17 protein-coding genes and 1 pseudogene are annotated in these 14,955 nt (G+C 40.5%); 6 read left to right on the forward strand and 12 right to left on the reverse strand.

Annotated features, from left to right (window positions below):
• Positions 1 to 27 precede the first annotated feature (27 nt).
• The 7 genes from FJR05_RS21460 to FJR05_RS21490 all read right to left on the reverse strand — a co-directional run bounded on the left by FJR05_RS21460 (position 28) and on the right by FJR05_RS21490 (position 7,113).
• Complete coding sequence (locus FJR05_RS21460) at positions 28 to 1,020, reverse strand: pentapeptide repeat-containing protein (RefSeq protein WP_168645983.1); 993 nt, start codon at positions 1,018 to 1,020, stop codon at positions 28 to 30.
• A gap of 184 nt (positions 1,021 to 1,204) precedes the next feature.
• Complete coding sequence (locus tag FJR05_RS21465) at positions 1,205 to 2,152, reverse strand: hypothetical protein (protein ID WP_168645984.1); 948 nt, start codon at positions 2,150 to 2,152, stop codon at positions 1,205 to 1,207.
• 465 nt (positions 2,153 to 2,617) lie between these two features.
• Positions 2,618 to 3,625 (reverse strand): aspartate carbamoyltransferase catalytic subunit, encoded by a 1,008-nt coding sequence (locus FJR05_RS21470; protein WP_168645985.1) that lies wholly within the window; start codon positions 3,623 to 3,625, stop codon positions 2,618 to 2,620.
• A gap of 232 nt (positions 3,626 to 3,857) precedes the next feature.
• Entirely contained in the window at positions 3,858 to 5,207 is a 1,350-nt protein-coding gene (gene mgtE / locus FJR05_RS21475) for a magnesium transporter (protein ID WP_168645986.1), read from the reverse strand.
• Between the two features lie 295 nt (positions 5,208 to 5,502).
• A complete protein-coding gene (locus FJR05_RS21480) occupies positions 5,503 to 6,030 on the reverse strand; it encodes an NAD(P)H-quinone oxidoreductase subunit J (RefSeq protein WP_168645987.1) in 528 nt (175 codons plus the stop codon).
• On the reverse strand, positions 6,023 to 6,760 hold the full coding sequence (locus tag FJR05_RS21485) for an NADH dehydrogenase subunit K (protein WP_168645988.1): 738 nt from the start codon (positions 6,758 to 6,760) through the stop codon (positions 6,023 to 6,025). The genes FJR05_RS21480 and FJR05_RS21485 overlap by 8 nt, the downstream gene beginning before the upstream one ends.
• Positions 6,751 to 7,113: an NAD(P)H-quinone oxidoreductase subunit 3 gene (locus tag FJR05_RS21490; protein ID WP_027404721.1), complete on the reverse strand. Its 363-nt coding sequence runs from the start codon at positions 7,111 to 7,113 to the stop codon at positions 6,751 to 6,753. The genes FJR05_RS21485 and FJR05_RS21490 overlap by 10 nt, the downstream gene beginning before the upstream one ends.
• 262 nt (positions 7,114 to 7,375) lie before the next feature.
• On the opposite strand from FJR05_RS21490, the gene FJR05_RS21495 reads away from it, so the two are divergent.
• From FJR05_RS21495 to FJR05_RS21520, 6 genes are all read left to right on the forward strand, one after another.
• Complete coding sequence (locus FJR05_RS21495) at positions 7,376 to 7,720, forward strand: rubredoxin (RefSeq protein WP_168466460.1); 345 nt, start codon at positions 7,376 to 7,378, stop codon at positions 7,718 to 7,720.
• A 124-nt stretch (positions 7,721 to 7,844) separates the two neighbouring features.
• Positions 7,845 to 8,864 (forward strand): photosynthesis system II assembly factor Ycf48, encoded by a 1,020-nt coding sequence (locus tag FJR05_RS21500; protein WP_168645989.1) that lies wholly within the window; start codon positions 7,845 to 7,847, stop codon positions 8,862 to 8,864.
• Between the two features lie 190 nt (positions 8,865 to 9,054).
• Positions 9,055 to 9,303 carry a cytochrome b559 subunit alpha gene (psbE, locus tag FJR05_RS21505; protein ID WP_015081483.1) on the forward strand — a complete coding sequence of 83 codons (249 nt, stop codon included), beginning with the start codon at positions 9,055 to 9,057 and terminating at the stop codon, positions 9,301 to 9,303.
• Between the two features lie 9 nt (positions 9,304 to 9,312).
• A complete protein-coding gene (psbF, locus tag FJR05_RS21510; RefSeq protein WP_010997987.1) occupies positions 9,313 to 9,450 on the forward strand; it encodes a cytochrome b559 subunit beta in 138 nt (45 codons plus the stop codon).
• Positions 9,451 to 9,459: 9 nt separating this feature from the next.
• On the forward strand, positions 9,460 to 9,579 hold the full coding sequence (locus tag FJR05_RS21515) for a photosystem II reaction center protein L (protein WP_015081482.1): 120 nt from the start codon (positions 9,460 to 9,462) through the stop codon (positions 9,577 to 9,579).
• A gap of 292 nt (positions 9,580 to 9,871) precedes the next feature.
• A complete protein-coding gene (locus tag FJR05_RS21520) occupies positions 9,872 to 9,991 on the forward strand; it encodes a photosystem II reaction center protein J (RefSeq protein WP_071604787.1) in 120 nt (39 codons plus the stop codon).
• Positions 9,992 to 10,168: 177 nt separating this feature from the next.
• Here FJR05_RS21520 and psaI read toward each other — a convergent pair whose 3' ends face one another.
• From psaI to FJR05_RS21545, 5 genes and pseudogenes are all read right to left on the reverse strand, one after another.
• Positions 10,169 to 10,309, reverse strand: coding sequence for a photosystem I reaction center subunit VIII (gene psaI, locus FJR05_RS21525; RefSeq protein WP_168645990.1), 141 nt, complete (start codon positions 10,307 to 10,309; stop codon positions 10,169 to 10,171).
• Positions 10,310 to 10,407: 98 nt separating this feature from the next.
• Entirely contained in the window at positions 10,408 to 12,798 is a 2,391-nt protein-coding gene (locus tag FJR05_RS21530) for a hypothetical protein (RefSeq protein ID WP_168645991.1), read from the reverse strand.
• Positions 12,799 to 12,981: 183 nt separating this feature from the next.
• The gene (locus FJR05_RS21535) at positions 12,982 to 13,230 is read right to left on the reverse strand and encodes a hypothetical protein (protein WP_168645992.1); all 249 of its coding nucleotides are present in this window, start codon (positions 13,228 to 13,230) and stop codon (positions 12,982 to 12,984) included.
• Between the two features lie 2 nt (positions 13,231 to 13,232).
• A complete protein-coding gene (locus FJR05_RS21540; RefSeq protein WP_168645993.1) occupies positions 13,233 to 14,108 on the reverse strand; it encodes a hypothetical protein in 876 nt (291 codons plus the stop codon).
• Between the two features lie 136 nt (positions 14,109 to 14,244).
• Positions 14,245 to 14,931: pseudogene (locus FJR05_RS21545) on the reverse strand (RNA polymerase sigma factor SigF); the annotation flags it as partial.
• Positions 14,932 to 14,955: the final 24 nt, after the last annotated feature.

Here is a 14,955-nt window from a genome sequence, read left to right on the forward strand (position 1 = left end):
TGATAGAACAATAAATTTATTGATTTATTAGTAGCCAATTGTCCCGTCAGGCATTACTGCTTCAAACAAATTTGCACCTGTGAGATTTGTCGTACTAATTTCTGCCCCAAGTAGATTTACTTTGGTTAAATTGGCATCGGTAAAGTCTGTCATCGCCAGACAAGCATATACTAATTCTGCTTCAGTTAAATCAGCTTCACGGAGATTAGCTCGACTAAAATTAACTCTACTCAGTCTAGCAAAACGGAGGTTTGCTTGGTTCAGTTTGGCTTTAATGAGGATAGCCTCTGGCATAATTGCACCTTGCAAGTTAGCACCTATTAACTCAGCTTCAGTCAAATTTGCTTTCGTTAGCCTAGCATTTGTCAGATTAGCTCCATTTAAATTAGCTCCTTCTAGATTAGCCTCAGTGAAAGTGGTATTTTGTAAAATAGCTCCGCGCAGGTTAGCGCCACTCAAATCCACACCCCGCAGCATAGCTTCACTTAAATTAGCGCCACTCAGATTCACTTTAGCTAAGTTTGCACCAGTGAAATTAGCGCCGCGCAGGTCAGCCCTATGGAGGTTAGCACCCAATAGAGTAGCATAATAGGCTTTTCTTTCTTCTCGCAGGTTAGCACCACGAAGACAAGCACCTGTGAGATTAGCATTACTCAAATCAGCACCGCGCAAATCAGCGCCCATTAAGTTAGCATCCAGCATATATGCCAAGGTTAAATTAGCATTACGCAAATCAGCCCCCTGCAACGTTGCACCATGCAAGTCAGCATCATGTAAGTTGGCATTTTGTAATTGTGCTTGAGTGAGATTTACGCCACGAAGATTTGCACAAATCAGATTTGCATTATTGAGAATAGCCTGATTTAGATAGCTAAAAGTAAGGATAGAGTTACATAAATTTGCCTGATTTAAATTTATACCAATTAAATCTGCATCAAATAGATTTATGTTATTTAAGTTGGCGTTGATAAATTTTGTTTCCCCTTTTTCATATCGGCTCAGAAGTTCTTTGGCATCCATAATAGATATCTCTCAATTAAGTAGGTGGGCGTTAAAAATTGTCGTTGGGGCAAGGGAACAGGGAACAGGAAGAGAGTTTTGAGTGATTTTACTTTTCTTCACATACCTTTAAATTTTTCTGTTCACCTACTTATTGTGATAAATTTTTCCAAAATAGGTTTCATTCTTTGTTATTAAACATATCTCAAGTAGGTGGTATTGTAATTTGACAGGTATTACTGTCATCGTCATCGTGTTCATAAAAATTATCAATTTGATTTTGAACAGGTTGATAATGAGGATTAGCTGGTGGTCTGGTTTTTTCAGGGGAATAAGTGTTAAGCGGTTGATGTGAATTGGGTAGTGCTGGTATATCACTATATAAACTACGCATAACTCTGATGATGACACCAGATGCTTGATGATTTTTATCTGGGTTTCCTAAAGAGATGACGGTATTCTTAATTTTAGATTCAAGTTCTCCCATAGTTGGACAAGAATCGAATAATTTCTGCAATAAATTATCAAGTTCTTCAGATTTTAGTTTCAACCAATCTTGTTCATTGAAGGTGAATTTTCTATAAAGGGCGGAAAATAAAATTATTTTTACTCTTAATGGGTTTGTATATCTCATTAGATTTTGCCGCAAGTCAAATTGATTATATTGTGATTTTTTTGAACTGCTTGGAGATGTAGTTGAGGGATTTGATAATGTTTTTCCAGGATGATGAAATATAGGAATATTTGGGTTAGGTTGATTTAATATTATTCCTGTATCTTCTTCTTGGTTGGGTTGCTTGAAGACTATTCCTGTATCTTCTTCATTAGGTTGATTTAATATTATTCCTGTCTTTTGATCAGAGTTTGGATATAATTTTTGTACTTCTTTGATAATGATACTGGCAATTATGGAATATTGTTTTGCCTTACTAAGACTTTTAACAGCAATAGATAAATTTGCAGTTAAGTGATTTATTGTGGGATTTAAACTAGATAATTCTTGAATTAATTCTTCTAATTTAAATCTATCTAGGGTATCTTGATCATTTTCCCACTCATTTTTACAAGCGAAGAATATTAATTTCTTAATTCGGTTTGAGTTTTCATGCCGTTCTAAGAATTTTACTATTTCATCAAAACTAGATAGGGTCATTATCAGGATATCTCCAGTACAAGTATTCAATAGCAGGAATAGTTATAAATTATAGCTGTACTAGCACACTGTTGGCTAATAAAAGTTTTGTATAAGTTGAAAGAAAGAGGTCAAGGAGGAGAAAATACAGCAAAATTCAGGAGTCAGGAGTAAAAGTAGCTTTGTGTATAGGTTTCAATTTAGATTTTGTATCTCCTATACTTTGCAAGTTCACAATTTGAGCTTTTGCTTAAAGGGAATATATGGATGTGAAAATGCAAGTTATGACCTTCTCAAGTATAACTACGCAATTTGCTGTAGGTAACAATGACAGGGAAAAGTCTATAAAATTTCACTACTTGTCATCTAGAGATTTAATAAGATTTAATTTTATACTCTCATTTCTAGTTAATCAATCAGTATTTTTGTTTAAGTAAATTCTCGCAATTAAGGATGATTTTCAATGATGCAAGTGCTATAGGACAATTATTGGTTAACTCTACTACTACCACTACCGATAAAGTACAAAAGTGCCATCCGCACGGCTACACCGCTAGTTACTTGAGATTGAATTAAGCTAAATTCGGGGTCATCCATCAAATCAGAACTAATTTCTACACCCCGATTTACTGGACCTGGATGTAATACTTTAACGTTAGGTTGACAGAGTTTTAATTTGGTGCGAGTAATGCCAAATAGTTGATGATATTCTCGTAAACTAGGTAATAAATGGGCTGTCATCCGTTCTTTTTGTAAACGCAATGTCATCACAAAATCAGCATTTTCTAGGGCTGGTTCTAGTTGCCAGTGGGTAAATAGTCGGCTAGAGTTTTCTGTACATCCTAAATATTCTGCAAAGAATTTAGGTAATAAGGTGGGAGGTGCAGCTAGGTGAACTTCGGCACCACTAGCGATGAGACTCCAAATATTAGAACGGGCTACGCGAGAATGCAAGATATCGCCAACAATAGCAATTTTTTTACCTTGTAGTAATTCAATTTTGGGTTGTGCGGGGTCAATTAAACTACAAATTGTGAATAAATCTAGTAATCCTTGGGATGGATGTTCGTGTTGTCCATCACCGGCATTGAGGACGCTAACTTTTACACCTAGACGATCCATTTCTTGAGCGATCGCTTGGGGAACTCCTGCATCTTTATGGCGGACTACCATAATATCAGTTCCCATAGCCAAATAAGTCTTAGCGGTGTCAAGAATTGTTTCACCTTTGGTCATGGAAGATGTAGCTGCGGCAAAGTTGAGAGTATCGGCGCTGAGTCTTTTAGCGGCAATTTCAAAACTACTGCGGGTGCGGGTAGAGGGTTCAAAAAATAAATTTGCTACTACCTGTCCTTGTAATGTAGGAACTTTCTTGGTGCGTCTTGATAGTACCTCTTGAAAAGAAGCCGCAGTTTGTAAAACGGCGTTATATTCAGCGGTTGTGAAGTCAGCGAGTGTGAGAATGTGATGACGATTCCAGGTTGTTGTAGGCATATAAGTAGAGGAGTCAGGAGTCAGGAGTCAGGAGTCAGAAGTTAGGAGTCAGGAGTCAGGAGTCAGAAGTTAGTAGGGGCGGGGTTTCCCCGCCCAGGAGACAGGATAAAGAAGAGGGAAGGAGTCAGCAGGAAGTAAGAAAAATCTCAAAATTGGGAAAGTGATGCACCTAATTCACCTTTCTAAACTGGAAACCCTTACTTTATTGAAGTTTTCGGTTTATCCAGCAGTTTCAAGATTGTAAATGAAATACCTTTAAAGCGACAGAAATCATACTGAGGAAGGTTAAAAAGCCGATGGTATCTAGCATTGTTGTTACTAAAGGACCACTCATTAAGGCTGGATCTAGTTTTAAATGCTTTAAACCCATTGGTAGCAAAGTTCCTAAAGTCACCGCTACCATTGTATTAGTAGCCATAACTGCCCCAGCTATTAATGCTACCCATCGTTCTTGGGGTTTAGCCCAAATTAGGGAAAGGGCAACCATTGTCAAACCTAAAGCTACGGCTGTTCCTAAACCTGCTAAAAGTTCTTTGCGGAGGATTTTGCTAGTGTCTGCGGGTGTGACTTCGCCTACACCTAAACCGCGAATAGTGACAGTCAGCGCTTGTATACCTACAGTGCCACCTGTGTTAGAAAATATGGGCATGATCACGGCGAGGACTGGTACAGCGGCGATGACTTGTTGAAAAGGGGCGATCGCACTGGCAGCACCAATATATAATCCCATAATCCCCAATAACCAAGGCAACCGTTTCCGAATAGTAATATGTGGGGGCGATAAGGCTTCTTCATCACCGCTGACCCCTGCCAATTTTTGGATATCTTCTGTAGCTTCCTCTTCTAAAATATCTACGACATCATCAATCGTAATAATACCGACTAATCTATCTTCTCTGTCAACCACAGGCATAGCGATTAAATCGTAACGCTGCATAATTCGGGCGACTTCTTCCTGTGAAGTTTCTGTTTTAACTTTGACAACATGGGCGCTGGCAATATCTTTAATTAAGACATCGGGAAAGGTAAATAATAGCTGCCGCAAAGAAACCACACTGACTAAGGTGCGATTATCATCGGTGACATAAGCGTAGTAAATTGTTTCCTTGTCTTCATCTTGCAAGCGGATTTTACTGAGGGCTTCACCAACGGTTAAACCTCGTCGCAAGCGCACATATTCCGTCGTCATTACCCGTCCCGCAGTCCCTTCTGGATAGCCGAGAATTGTGGCTGTGGCTTGTCTTTGTTCGGGACTGAGTTGTTGTAATAAGCGCTTGACCACTCCTGCTGGTAGTTCATCAAATAAATATGCCCGTTCATCAGGACTCATTTCTTCAACGAGGTCTACTACCTGGGCATCATGGAGGGAATTAATCAAGTCTTCCTGTACTTCTGTGGGTAAATACTCAAAGACATCTATGGCCTGATCTTTGTTCAGTAATCGGAAAGCGATCGCTCTTTGTTTTTCAGGCAATTGAGTGATATACTCACCCACATCTACTGGCTGCAAACAATTTAGGTCACATTTAAGCTGATTTAAGTCAGCAATATCTAAGGAATTGCGAATTTCCTGTGTAAGCATAATAGAAATCTCCTAAAGTCTCCCCCGCGCTGGGAGACTGTCTCGCCAGCTTAGAGGAGGATACTACTGCCATCTGTTGGACTTTTGTCCATAACCTCTCGTAAAATTGAATATCAACGTGAAAACTAAAAATAGCACCGCTAATTAAAGAGTTTAGCTCGGAATTCAGTTTTCCGATACTGTGCGATATTTTAAGCTGAATTTGTCATATACAGAACGACATAAAAAACATTACCCCTCTCCACAACTGGAAAGGGGTTAATTGTTATCACTGAAAACTCAATTCCAGCAATACTTAATAAGCGTTTTGTAACTCGTAAAAATCAGGTGAGATGTAATCCTTCCGTAAAGGCCAACCTACCCAATCTTCTGGCATCAAAATCCGCTTTAAGTTAGGATGACCTTCATAGATGATGCCATACATATCATAGCTTTCCCGTTCTTGCCAGTCTGCTGTTTTCCAAATCCAGTAAACTGAAGGCACAGAGGGATTTTCTCTGGGTAAAAACACTTTCACCCTGATTTCTTCAGGACGGTCAGCATTATCACTAACTTTGAGTAAATGATAAACACTTACCAATTCTTCTCCTGCACCTAAGTCAATACCGCCCTGAAATTGGAGATAATTAAATCCATAGGCGTACAAAGCCGTAGAAATGGGAAGGAGAAAATTGGCAGGGACTTTAATGATTTCTACACCGTTAGCGTCAAGTTCTAGAAACTCATGGAAAAAGCCATTTTCTGCTAACCATTGGGAAACTTTACCGGGTTGAACTAAAGCTGCTTCTGCTGCGGGAACTGGTTTCGATTCTTCTTCAGCCACGTGCTTGTTCCTCCTTCTGTGTCTTTGCTGTCAATAATCCTGGGGGTACAGCCATACCAATTGCTTCTGTTAATTCTTTGGGAGGGTTAAAGCGAGTATCTGACTGCATATACTTACCAGTTAGGATTTCGGGAACTGGCTTCATGTTATGAGTTGTACTGTAGTAACGGTGGACTTGCTTGATGTTATCCCGTTCCTGCATAGACTCGTTAGAGATTTTTTTCCGCAGTTTAATAATTGCGTCAATAATCGCTTCGGGACGAGGAGGACAACCGGGTAAATATACATCTACGGGAATTAGTTTATCAACTCCGCGCACTGCTGTCGGGGAGTCAACGCTAAACATTCCCCCGGTAATTGTACAAGCACCCATAGCAATTACATACTTGGGTTCGGGCATTTGTTCATAAAGACGCACCAATTGGGGAGCCATCTTCATGGTAATTGTTCCCGCAGTAATGATTAAATCGGCTTGGCGGGGGCTACAACGAGGAATTAACCCAAAACGGTCAAAGTCGAAGCGAGAGCCGATTAATGCCGCAAATTCAATGAAGCAGCAAGCTGTACCAAACAGTAAAGGCCACAAACTAGAAAGTCGCGCCCAGTTGTAAAGGTCATCAACTGTGGTTAAAATCACGTTTTCTGACAGTTCATGAGTAACTGTAGGCCGTTGTATGGGGTTGATGATTTGTTCTGTTTCTGGGGTGATGATATTAGAATTTACGACCATTCCAAAGCTCCTTTGCGCCATGCGTAAACTAAGGCGATGATAAGAATCGAAATAAAGACTAGGGCTTCGATAAATGCCAATAAACCCAAACGGTTAAATGCAACTGCCCAAGGATACAAAAATACTGTCTCTACGTCAAAAACAACGAAGACTAGAGCAAACATATAGTAACGAATGTTGAACTGAATCCAAGCTCCGCCAGTAGGTTCTAGTCCGCATTCGTAGGTAGTGCGTCTTTCTAGACTGTTCCCACTGGGTCTAAGAATTTTTGAGGCTGACAGTGCTAGGACTGGGACTAGGCTACACAGGATGAAAAAGCCTAGAAGGTACTCGTAACCGCTAAGAACAAACACAATGTTTTTCTACCGCTAATGGTGTAAGGGAATAAGCTATCAGTTATCAGTTTTATGGCTTGATAGGTGGCAACTGACAAGTGTTCAGTGAAATATATGGATAATGTTCTTTTACATTATATCTTTTAGGGTTTTCTGAAATCTGGGCAACAGAGAAGATCCTTGTATTTGAATCCTTTTGATTAGTGATAGAAAAGTTCAGCAATTATGTCATAATTTGTAACGTATATTTAATAATTCCTCTGAAGCGAGACTAAAAGCCATGAGTGAACAAGCTGAACAAGCTATGGAAACTCCAGTGTTAGACCGCTATGAGTGTCGCTCTTGCGGTTATGTTTATGAACCTGAGAAGGGAGACGATAAAAGTGATGTTCCCCCCGGAACACTTTTTGCGGAACTGCCGACAAATTGGCGTTGTCCGGTTTGTATAGCCAAGAAAACTGCTTTTGCGAATATTGGACCGGCGGGTACTGCCTCTGGTTTTAAGGAGAATTTGGGTTACGGTTTAGGTGGTAATACGCTGACACCAACTCAAAAGAACATTTTGATTTTTGGGGCTTTGGCTCTGGGATTCTTGTTTTTCATTAGCCTTTACGGACTACAGTAGCAACCGCTATCTTTATTTACGAGCAATAGGGAACAGGGAAAAGGGAACAGGGAAGAGAAAAAACTTCTCTTTGCAGGGAATTCGACAAAAATCTACCAAATTTAGGAAAACCTCAGTAATACTGATGCACTCAATTGTAAAAAAGTGGCAAAAGTTTGTTGCCGCATTAATAGTAGTTATCGCTTGTATTGGGTGTAGTGGTGTTTCTTCTCTTAGCTACAATCCCTGGCAAGTGATTAATGTTCCCACGGATGCGAAGTTGCTAGATATTGCCTTTACAGGTAATTCTCAACATGGTTATTTGGTGGGTGGTAATGCCACTCTCTTGGAAACTAATGATGGTGGGGAGAATTGGCGATCGCTAAAATTAGAGTTAGATGATCCCAGATATCGGTTTAACTCTGTGAGTTTCTCTGGTCAGGAAGGTTGGATTGCTGGAGAACCTTCTCTATTGCTGCATACAACTGATGAGGGTAAGTCTTGGTCACGGATTGCTTTAAGCGAAAAGTTACCGGGTAGTCCCATTTCTGTGACGGCAACAGGGGAAAATGCGGCGGAAATGGCCACTGATGTGGGGGCTATTTATCAAACTACAGATGGTGGTCAAAACTGGAAAGCCAGTTTGGAAGCGGCTGTTGGTGTGGTGCGGAATTTGGAGCGATCGCCCGATGGTAAGTATATCGCCGTTTCTGCTAAAGGGAGTTTTTACTCCACTTGGGAACCTGGCCAAAATGCTTGGCAACCCCATAACCGCAATAGTTCCCGTCGTTTGGAAAATATGGGTTTTACTAACGATGGACAACTATGGTTATTAGCACGGGGTGGCCAAGTCCAATTTAGTGATCCGACTAAACCGGAAGAGTGGTTAGAGGTACAATATCCAGAGTTGTCCACTAGTTGGGGTTTGCTGGATTTAGCCTACCGCACACCTGAAGAAATTTGGATCGGTGGTGGTAGTGGTAATTTACTTCGCAGCGCTGATGGTGGTAAAACTTGGGAAAAAGACCGTGATGTAGAAACAGTTGCAGCTAATCTTTACAAAATTGTATTTTTTAGCCCCGATCAAGGCTTTATCATTGGCGATCGCGGTGTTTTACTCAAATATAACCCCAAACCAGAGGCAACAACAGCCCCAGCGGCGTAATTACACCCCACTAGTACAACACAGCGTCAAAAAAATAGTCATTCTCAATTGACTTTTGACTTTTGACTTTTGACTTCCGCGAAGCGGTACTGTGGATGTATTCGCCAGAAGAAAGTTGTAAGTTGTAACTCTGTCTAAACTTTGTAGGATAATAAACTCAATAATAGTTTTTGATAAGGGAGTGAAATAAATGGCAGGTACCACTGGAGAACGTCCGTTTTCTGACATTGTTACCAGTATTCGTTACTGGGTAATTCACAGCATCACCATTCCCGCATTGTTTGTTGCTGGTTGGTTATTTGTCAGCACTGGTCTGGCTTATGATGTGTTTGGCACACCTCGTCCTAACGAGTATTTTACTCAAGTTCGTCAAGAAGTGCCAATTGTCAGCAATCGTTTTGAAGCGAAAAAACAAGTAGAAACCTTTATTGGAAAATAATTTGAGATCATGACTAGCGGTAATAACATCAATCAACCAGTTACCTATCCCATTTTTACAGTCAGATGGATCGCGGTGCATACCTTAGCCGTCCCTACTGTATTCTTTTTGGGCGCGATCGCCTCAATGCAGTTTATTCAACGCTAGGAGTTAATCATGGAAAGAACGCCTAATCCAAACCAACAACCGGTTGAATTAAACCGTACCTCTCTCTATCTCGGACTACTATTAGTCTTCGTTTTGGGAATCCTATTTTCCAGTTACTTCTTTAACTAACTGGTCTTTTTAACGTCAGTTGCTAGTTAGGTAATTGGTAATCGGTAATTGGTAATTGGTGACAAGTTACAGAAGTAAAATTTTCAACTGACAACTAACAACTGACAACTGACAACTGACAACTAACAACTGACAACTGACAACTGACAACTAACAACTGACAACTGACAACTGACAACTAACAACTGACAACTGACAACTGACAACTAACAACTGACAACTGACAACTGACAACTAACAACTGACAACTGACAACTGACAACTGACAATTTTTATAAGTGAGGAAAAAACTGTGTCTGGAAGTGGAAGAATTCCCCTGTGGGTCGTCGCTACGATCGCAGGATTAGGTGTAATCACTGTTGTAGGTATTTTCTTTTATGGATCTTACGCAGGCATTGGTTCTTCAATGTAATTCTGCGCAGAAAAGATAGCAACTAGAAATACAAAAAACTAGATTTTTGCTTGATGATCATTTCTGAACTTCTGCAAAAGTCACCATAAAAACCGCCTAAATCAATGAATTAGGCGGTTTTGTTTGTAAATAAGTAATTAGTGAGAAAAATCAAGTAACCAATTACTCATCTCCTAATTAAGCAATATTGTCGCGTTCAATGTATGAAAACAAAAATGCGAAAATAACTGCTGGTAAAACCAAACCAGTTAGGGGAACGAAAACAGAAGGCAAAAAGGAGGAATAAGCCAAAATAGTAGGCAAAAATGAACTTGACATAGAATTAAAGTCCTGTAAAGTCTTACTACAATTCAAATTGAGCTTACTGCAAAACCCTCCCTAATTTGCCAAATTATCAAGATTTTTAACACAGCTTTTCACAATCCCAACATTTCATCCATTTCTATGGTTGGTAAATTAGGGGGAATTACCGTCTTAATAATCGTGAACTTGTCACTTTCCTGCTGAGTAGTCTGATCAAGAGCGATCGCCGATAACCGAATTTCTAAGCAGCCAAAAGGAACTTTGAGGTAAATTGCCGTTTCTTCCTCTCCCCAAGCATTAGAACGTAAATCTGACAGAATATGTGGTCCATCCAGGAGACTCCGAGTTTGGTAATCTTCCACCCATAACTTCACAGCTACCGCAGATGAAACTTTGAGTATTTTTACACGCACCATTACAGATGTACCAGCAACAAGTTCACCCTCTGGTAAAGACAATTGGGGAGTTGGTAAAGACTCCATCATCACCACAGATTTCTCCGGTATAGCTTTATCCTCCAGGACAAGAGAATAATTATCATCCTCTATAGCTTCATCACCCAAGCTATCCCCATCCTCTGCTACCAGTAGATCATCTATAACTATTTCTTGAGACAACCATCCTGGCTGGGTTATGATTGGACTGGTGATAGTGACCATTTCCGGTTCATTAAGTTCTAAAAGAAGATTGTCCGCAAAATCTACCTGAGTTGCTATTTCCTCATCAGCATCCTTGTCCGAGGATTCTTCAGAAACAGTTTCAATTAATAAGTATCCTTGGCTGTCTACCCATTGTTGTAAGAGAGAGGAATCCTTCTGAGAATCAACCACATTCGATTCCTCATCCTGGAGAATTAAGTAATTTTCCCCAGAATCAACCACATTCGATTCCTCCTCCTGGAGAATTAAGTAATTTTCCCCAGAATCAACTACATTCAATTCCTCATCTGCGATAGCGAAGCGCTGCTGCAAGCAGTTCGCCCCCGCCACAATTTCCGCGATTAATTCCGCATAGGATGTGTCCTCCAGCCTAGACTCATCAGTCTGTGGCAGATCATCAATTGGTAATTCCGGTATTTTTATTGATGAAGTTTCTACAGTAGGTAAAAGTGGCGATTTTTTCAGAGGTGCTAATTCTTTCTCTCCAACATCTTTATTTGTGACTATTTCCCCTGAAGTCCGCTTAACCTGCAACCGTTTCAAGTAAGGTAAAGTAGTGTTGACTGGTTTGATTACCAACTTTTTCAAATCAATGGGATGAATAGCCAGGGTTTTTGCCAGAGAGTTTGGTGGCGAATCAGTAGTAATCTCAGGTGTAGGATTTTGGGGTAAATTTGGTAATTGTGGTGAAAAAACTTTCAAGGATACCAGAGGTTTAATCTGGGGTGGCAAAGGTCGGCTTGGAGAAGGCTTTAAAATGTGAAATTGTGCTAAATTCGGCGTTTTAGCCACATTAAAAAGTTCTAATCTAATCTTGACAGAGGGCTTAGGCTTAACTGGTGGATTTATTTCGGGTAAAGCTTGACCGGAAGGGGATGGTAAAGTTTGTATCGCTAGTAATTCACTGACATTGGCTGTAATCGTGAAGGTATGATTAGCTAAGAGAATGACCTCACCAACATCAGTTAATGCACCATATAAATTAATATCTGCTAAAAGTAACTTAGATTCACAGTTGAGGGGAATATGAATCAGACTGATAAAACCAAAAGGTAAGACTTGATTTGTTAATGGCTGCTGAATCCGGTTGAGAATTTTTGTTGATTCTAAAGGCGATCGCAAGGCAATTTCTAACCGTAGTTGGCAAAGTCCCCCCAGAGAAAATTCTTCATCTGCCAAATTCTCTATTTCATTTACTTCCACATCCCCATGAATCGTAAAATTGTCCCCCCAAGGAACAATATAAGTATCTTGATCTAAACTCAGATTCAGTAGTAGAGGTGGTGGTAAAGTCGGTGCATTTTCAATAGTCTCCTCATCTAGTAAGGGTTCATCTTCAGGTAAAGCTAAATCTAATAAGTTTTGTAAAATTTGCTCAGTTGTTTCCCCCTTAAACCAGACAGGAGTACCGTGATTCATCACAATACTGACTTCAGTATCAGCCTCCACAGCCTCAGATTCCTCAACTAATGGAGGAGGCAAGGTCAGGCTAGTTTCTAGGGGTGATACGTGAATAAGGAGAGTACGTTGCCAGGACTGACCCAGCATATCTGACATAATATCCCCAGAGCATCGTAATTCCCAAATCCCTGGTTTAAATTGGGTAAAAGGAATTACAGCCATCAGTCCTTCACTATTAGTTCGGCGCGATCGCTTGAGAAGTCTCCGTTTCGGTGGAACTTCATCAATAGATACATGAGTAACTCGCACATCAACATCCGTATTATTCAGACCAGAACGAGCCAAAATTCGGTAATTACCCGCCCAAATCTTCAAATTTGACGACTCCAACGTGCGCCAAGTATGATCCCCCTGCTTCTGTATCAGAAATTGCCAGTTTTCCATTATCAATAAAGCCTAAACCTAAGAGCAGCCAATAAATATTTTGCATTAACCTGCTTGTCAGTTTAACCCAGCTATCTTCCCTTAACCCAACTTAATATCTATTTGTTAGTCACCAAGCCTGTAGGGGCGGGGTCTCCCCGCCCTCCATAGTATTACTTTAACCCCATCAAATTTCATTCCAGTTCATAGCGACTGATAGCGATTCTGATAATAAGCCACTATCTGCTTGAACCTTTCCCGACTTTCCGCATCAGCAGTTGGTGTCCATGAAACCCATAAGCCAGAAACTTGACTTTGGTTGTAATCAAAATCCACAGATGTTTGCGGAATTAATCCCACTTCCACACCTAGCACCTGACGAAGATGCGCCGCCATCTCCCGATATACAGCCAAAGGCAAACCAGCAAATGTTATTTGCTCCTGTAAATCCATAGCTATGAAGCCGCTCTCACAGGATTTTCCATCGGCTTCACCACCGAAATAGGATTACCCACAGAAGCTGTAGTCGCTGGTTTAGATACTTTAACTGGTTGTTCCCCTACTTCTTTAGCAACTTCAATACCATACTGTTCCAAAATCACAGTCGGATTAGCACCTTTGCCCATTTCAATCCGTTTTACCAACACCCCATTCACCAGTCTTTGTCCTGGTTGTACATATCTACTAGTTGGCTCATCCGGCACTTGCACAATTGCTTGAGGTACTTTACCAATTAAAATTACGCCAGTCACAATTACACCTTTAGCCGTTTCTGGTTGTGGTGCTGGTGGTAATATCGTCTTCAGCTTAGGAGAAGGTACAGATCCAGCCAAAACCGTCGGTAAAACTGGTCTGATCAAGGGTTTTTGTGCGATCTGTGGTGGTTTTTTGGGTAACAAAATTGCCGGTTTAGTTGCTATCGTTTTTATTGGTTTTGGCTGAGTTGCTATAGGTAGAGGAGGTAATTTAGGAACGACAATTTTCTCGCCAGGAAGCTTAGTTCTGGTCACACCTACTGACTCCACAATTTGCCCAAAAGGATCAGTTCTTCCTTTCTGCACAACCGACAACCGCTCCGTGCCATTTGTTGGTTGAATCAAACTATCAACTGACTCAGGATTCGCGGGTAGTTTACTAGTTACAAGTGGGTTATTAAAAGGTTCAGCCAAAGATGGCGGCTGTGTTGGCTTCGGAGTGGTTGCTTGAATACCAGGACTTGGTTGAGGACTAGCGGCAGGATCTGTAGCTGTTGGTGTTTCGCCTATAGTACATCCGGCCAGTACCAAGGTTGTTAAAATAGCTGCGGCAGCAATATGGGAATTTTTACTCATTAGCTGTTCTTAAAAACTATAGAAAAGTTTGTTTATAGGAATACAATGCTGCTGATTAGCCCTTATTTTAGATCATAGGGTTAATTCTGTCTTCTTTATAACCTAAATTTTGATATTTCGGCATCCCATTCCATAACTAATCTTCCGCTGCACCCACCATAATCTTTTTCAACGATTCTAAGCCTTTTTTTACTTGGCGGGAAACTGTCACAACACTAATACCTAAATGTGCTGCTACTTGTTTTTGAGTTAAATCGTACAAAAACACACACTCAACAACCTCACGAGTCCGGTTTTCTAACTGAATCAGAGCTTGTTGTAAACGAATTTGGTCTTCTTGAGCTAGTTGAAAACTGCGATATGTGCTATCTGGAACTAATTCACCCAAACAAGTAGAACCTTCTTCACCATCGTGTATGGGGACATCTAAACTTAAAGGAGCGCGATTAATCCAGGCTAATTTAATTTCTTGCCATTCACTCAGAGAAATTTGCAATGCAACAGCTAATTCCCTATCAGTAGGTTGGCGATTATATTGTTCACTGAGAGAACGGGAAAGCCCAACAGCTTTTTGTTGTAGTGCTAACCAACGTCTGGGGATTCTGACAGTTACACCTTTATCTCGTAGATAGTGTTGAATTTCACCCCGAATGTAGGGCATCGCATAGGAACTAAAAGCATTGCCCTTAGCAAGTTCAAATTTCTCAATTGCTCTAATTAAGCCTATACAGCCTACTTGAATAAGATCCTCATAGCTCTCATTGCACTGATTAATCCAATAATGCGCTTCCTTTCTGACCAGTCCCAAATTGAGTTGGACTAGTGGTCTGTCAGTTTTCTATTTGTG

The organism is Dolichospermum sp. UHCC 0259 (assembly GCF_009711935.1).
GTDB lineage: Bacteria > Cyanobacteriota > Cyanobacteriia > Cyanobacteriales > Nostocaceae > Dolichospermum.

What these genes read in the sequence shown, in the direction of transcription:
- FJR05_RS21460 (WP_168645983.1), bottom strand. Translation starts at nt 1,020, where the DNA reads ATGGATGCCAAAGAACTTCTGAGCCGATATGAAAAAGGGGAAACAAAA.
- FJR05_RS21465 (WP_168645984.1), bottom strand. Translation starts at nt 2,152, where the DNA reads ATGACCCTATCTAGTTTTGATGAAATAGTAAAATTCTTAGAACGGCAT.
- FJR05_RS21470 (WP_168645985.1), bottom strand. Translation starts at nt 3,625, where the DNA reads ATGCCTACAACAACCTGGAATCGTCATCACATTCTCACACTCGCTGAC.
- mgtE (WP_168645986.1), bottom strand. Translation starts at nt 5,207, where the DNA reads ATGCTTACACAGGAAATTCGCAATTCCTTAGATATTGCTGACTTAAAT.
- FJR05_RS21485 (WP_168645988.1), bottom strand. Translation starts at nt 6,760, where the DNA reads ATGGTCGTAAATTCTAATATCATCACCCCAGAAACAGAACAAATCATC.
- FJR05_RS21495 (WP_168466460.1), top strand. Translation starts at nt 7,376, where the DNA reads ATGAGTGAACAAGCTGAACAAGCTATGGAAACTCCAGTGTTAGACCGC.
- FJR05_RS21500 (WP_168645989.1), top strand. Translation starts at nt 7,845, where the DNA reads ATGCACTCAATTGTAAAAAAGTGGCAAAAGTTTGTTGCCGCATTAATA.
- psbE (WP_015081483.1), top strand. Translation starts at nt 9,055, where the DNA reads ATGGCAGGTACCACTGGAGAACGTCCGTTTTCTGACATTGTTACCAGT.
- psbF (WP_010997987.1), top strand. Translation starts at nt 9,313, where the DNA reads ATGACTAGCGGTAATAACATCAATCAACCAGTTACCTATCCCATTTTT.
- FJR05_RS21515 (WP_015081482.1), top strand. Translation starts at nt 9,460, where the DNA reads ATGGAAAGAACGCCTAATCCAAACCAACAACCGGTTGAATTAAACCGT.
- psaI (WP_168645990.1), bottom strand. Translation starts at nt 10,309, where the DNA reads ATGTCAAGTTCATTTTTGCCTACTATTTTGGCTTATTCCTCCTTTTTG.
- FJR05_RS21530 (WP_168645991.1), bottom strand. Translation starts at nt 12,798, where the DNA reads ATGGAAAACTGGCAATTTCTGATACAGAAGCAGGGGGATCATACTTGG.
- FJR05_RS21535 (WP_168645992.1), bottom strand. Translation starts at nt 13,230, where the DNA reads ATGGATTTACAGGAGCAAATAACATTTGCTGGTTTGCCTTTGGCTGTA.
- FJR05_RS21540 (WP_168645993.1), bottom strand. Translation starts at nt 14,108, where the DNA reads ATGAGTAAAAATTCCCATATTGCTGCCGCAGCTATTTTAACAACCTTG.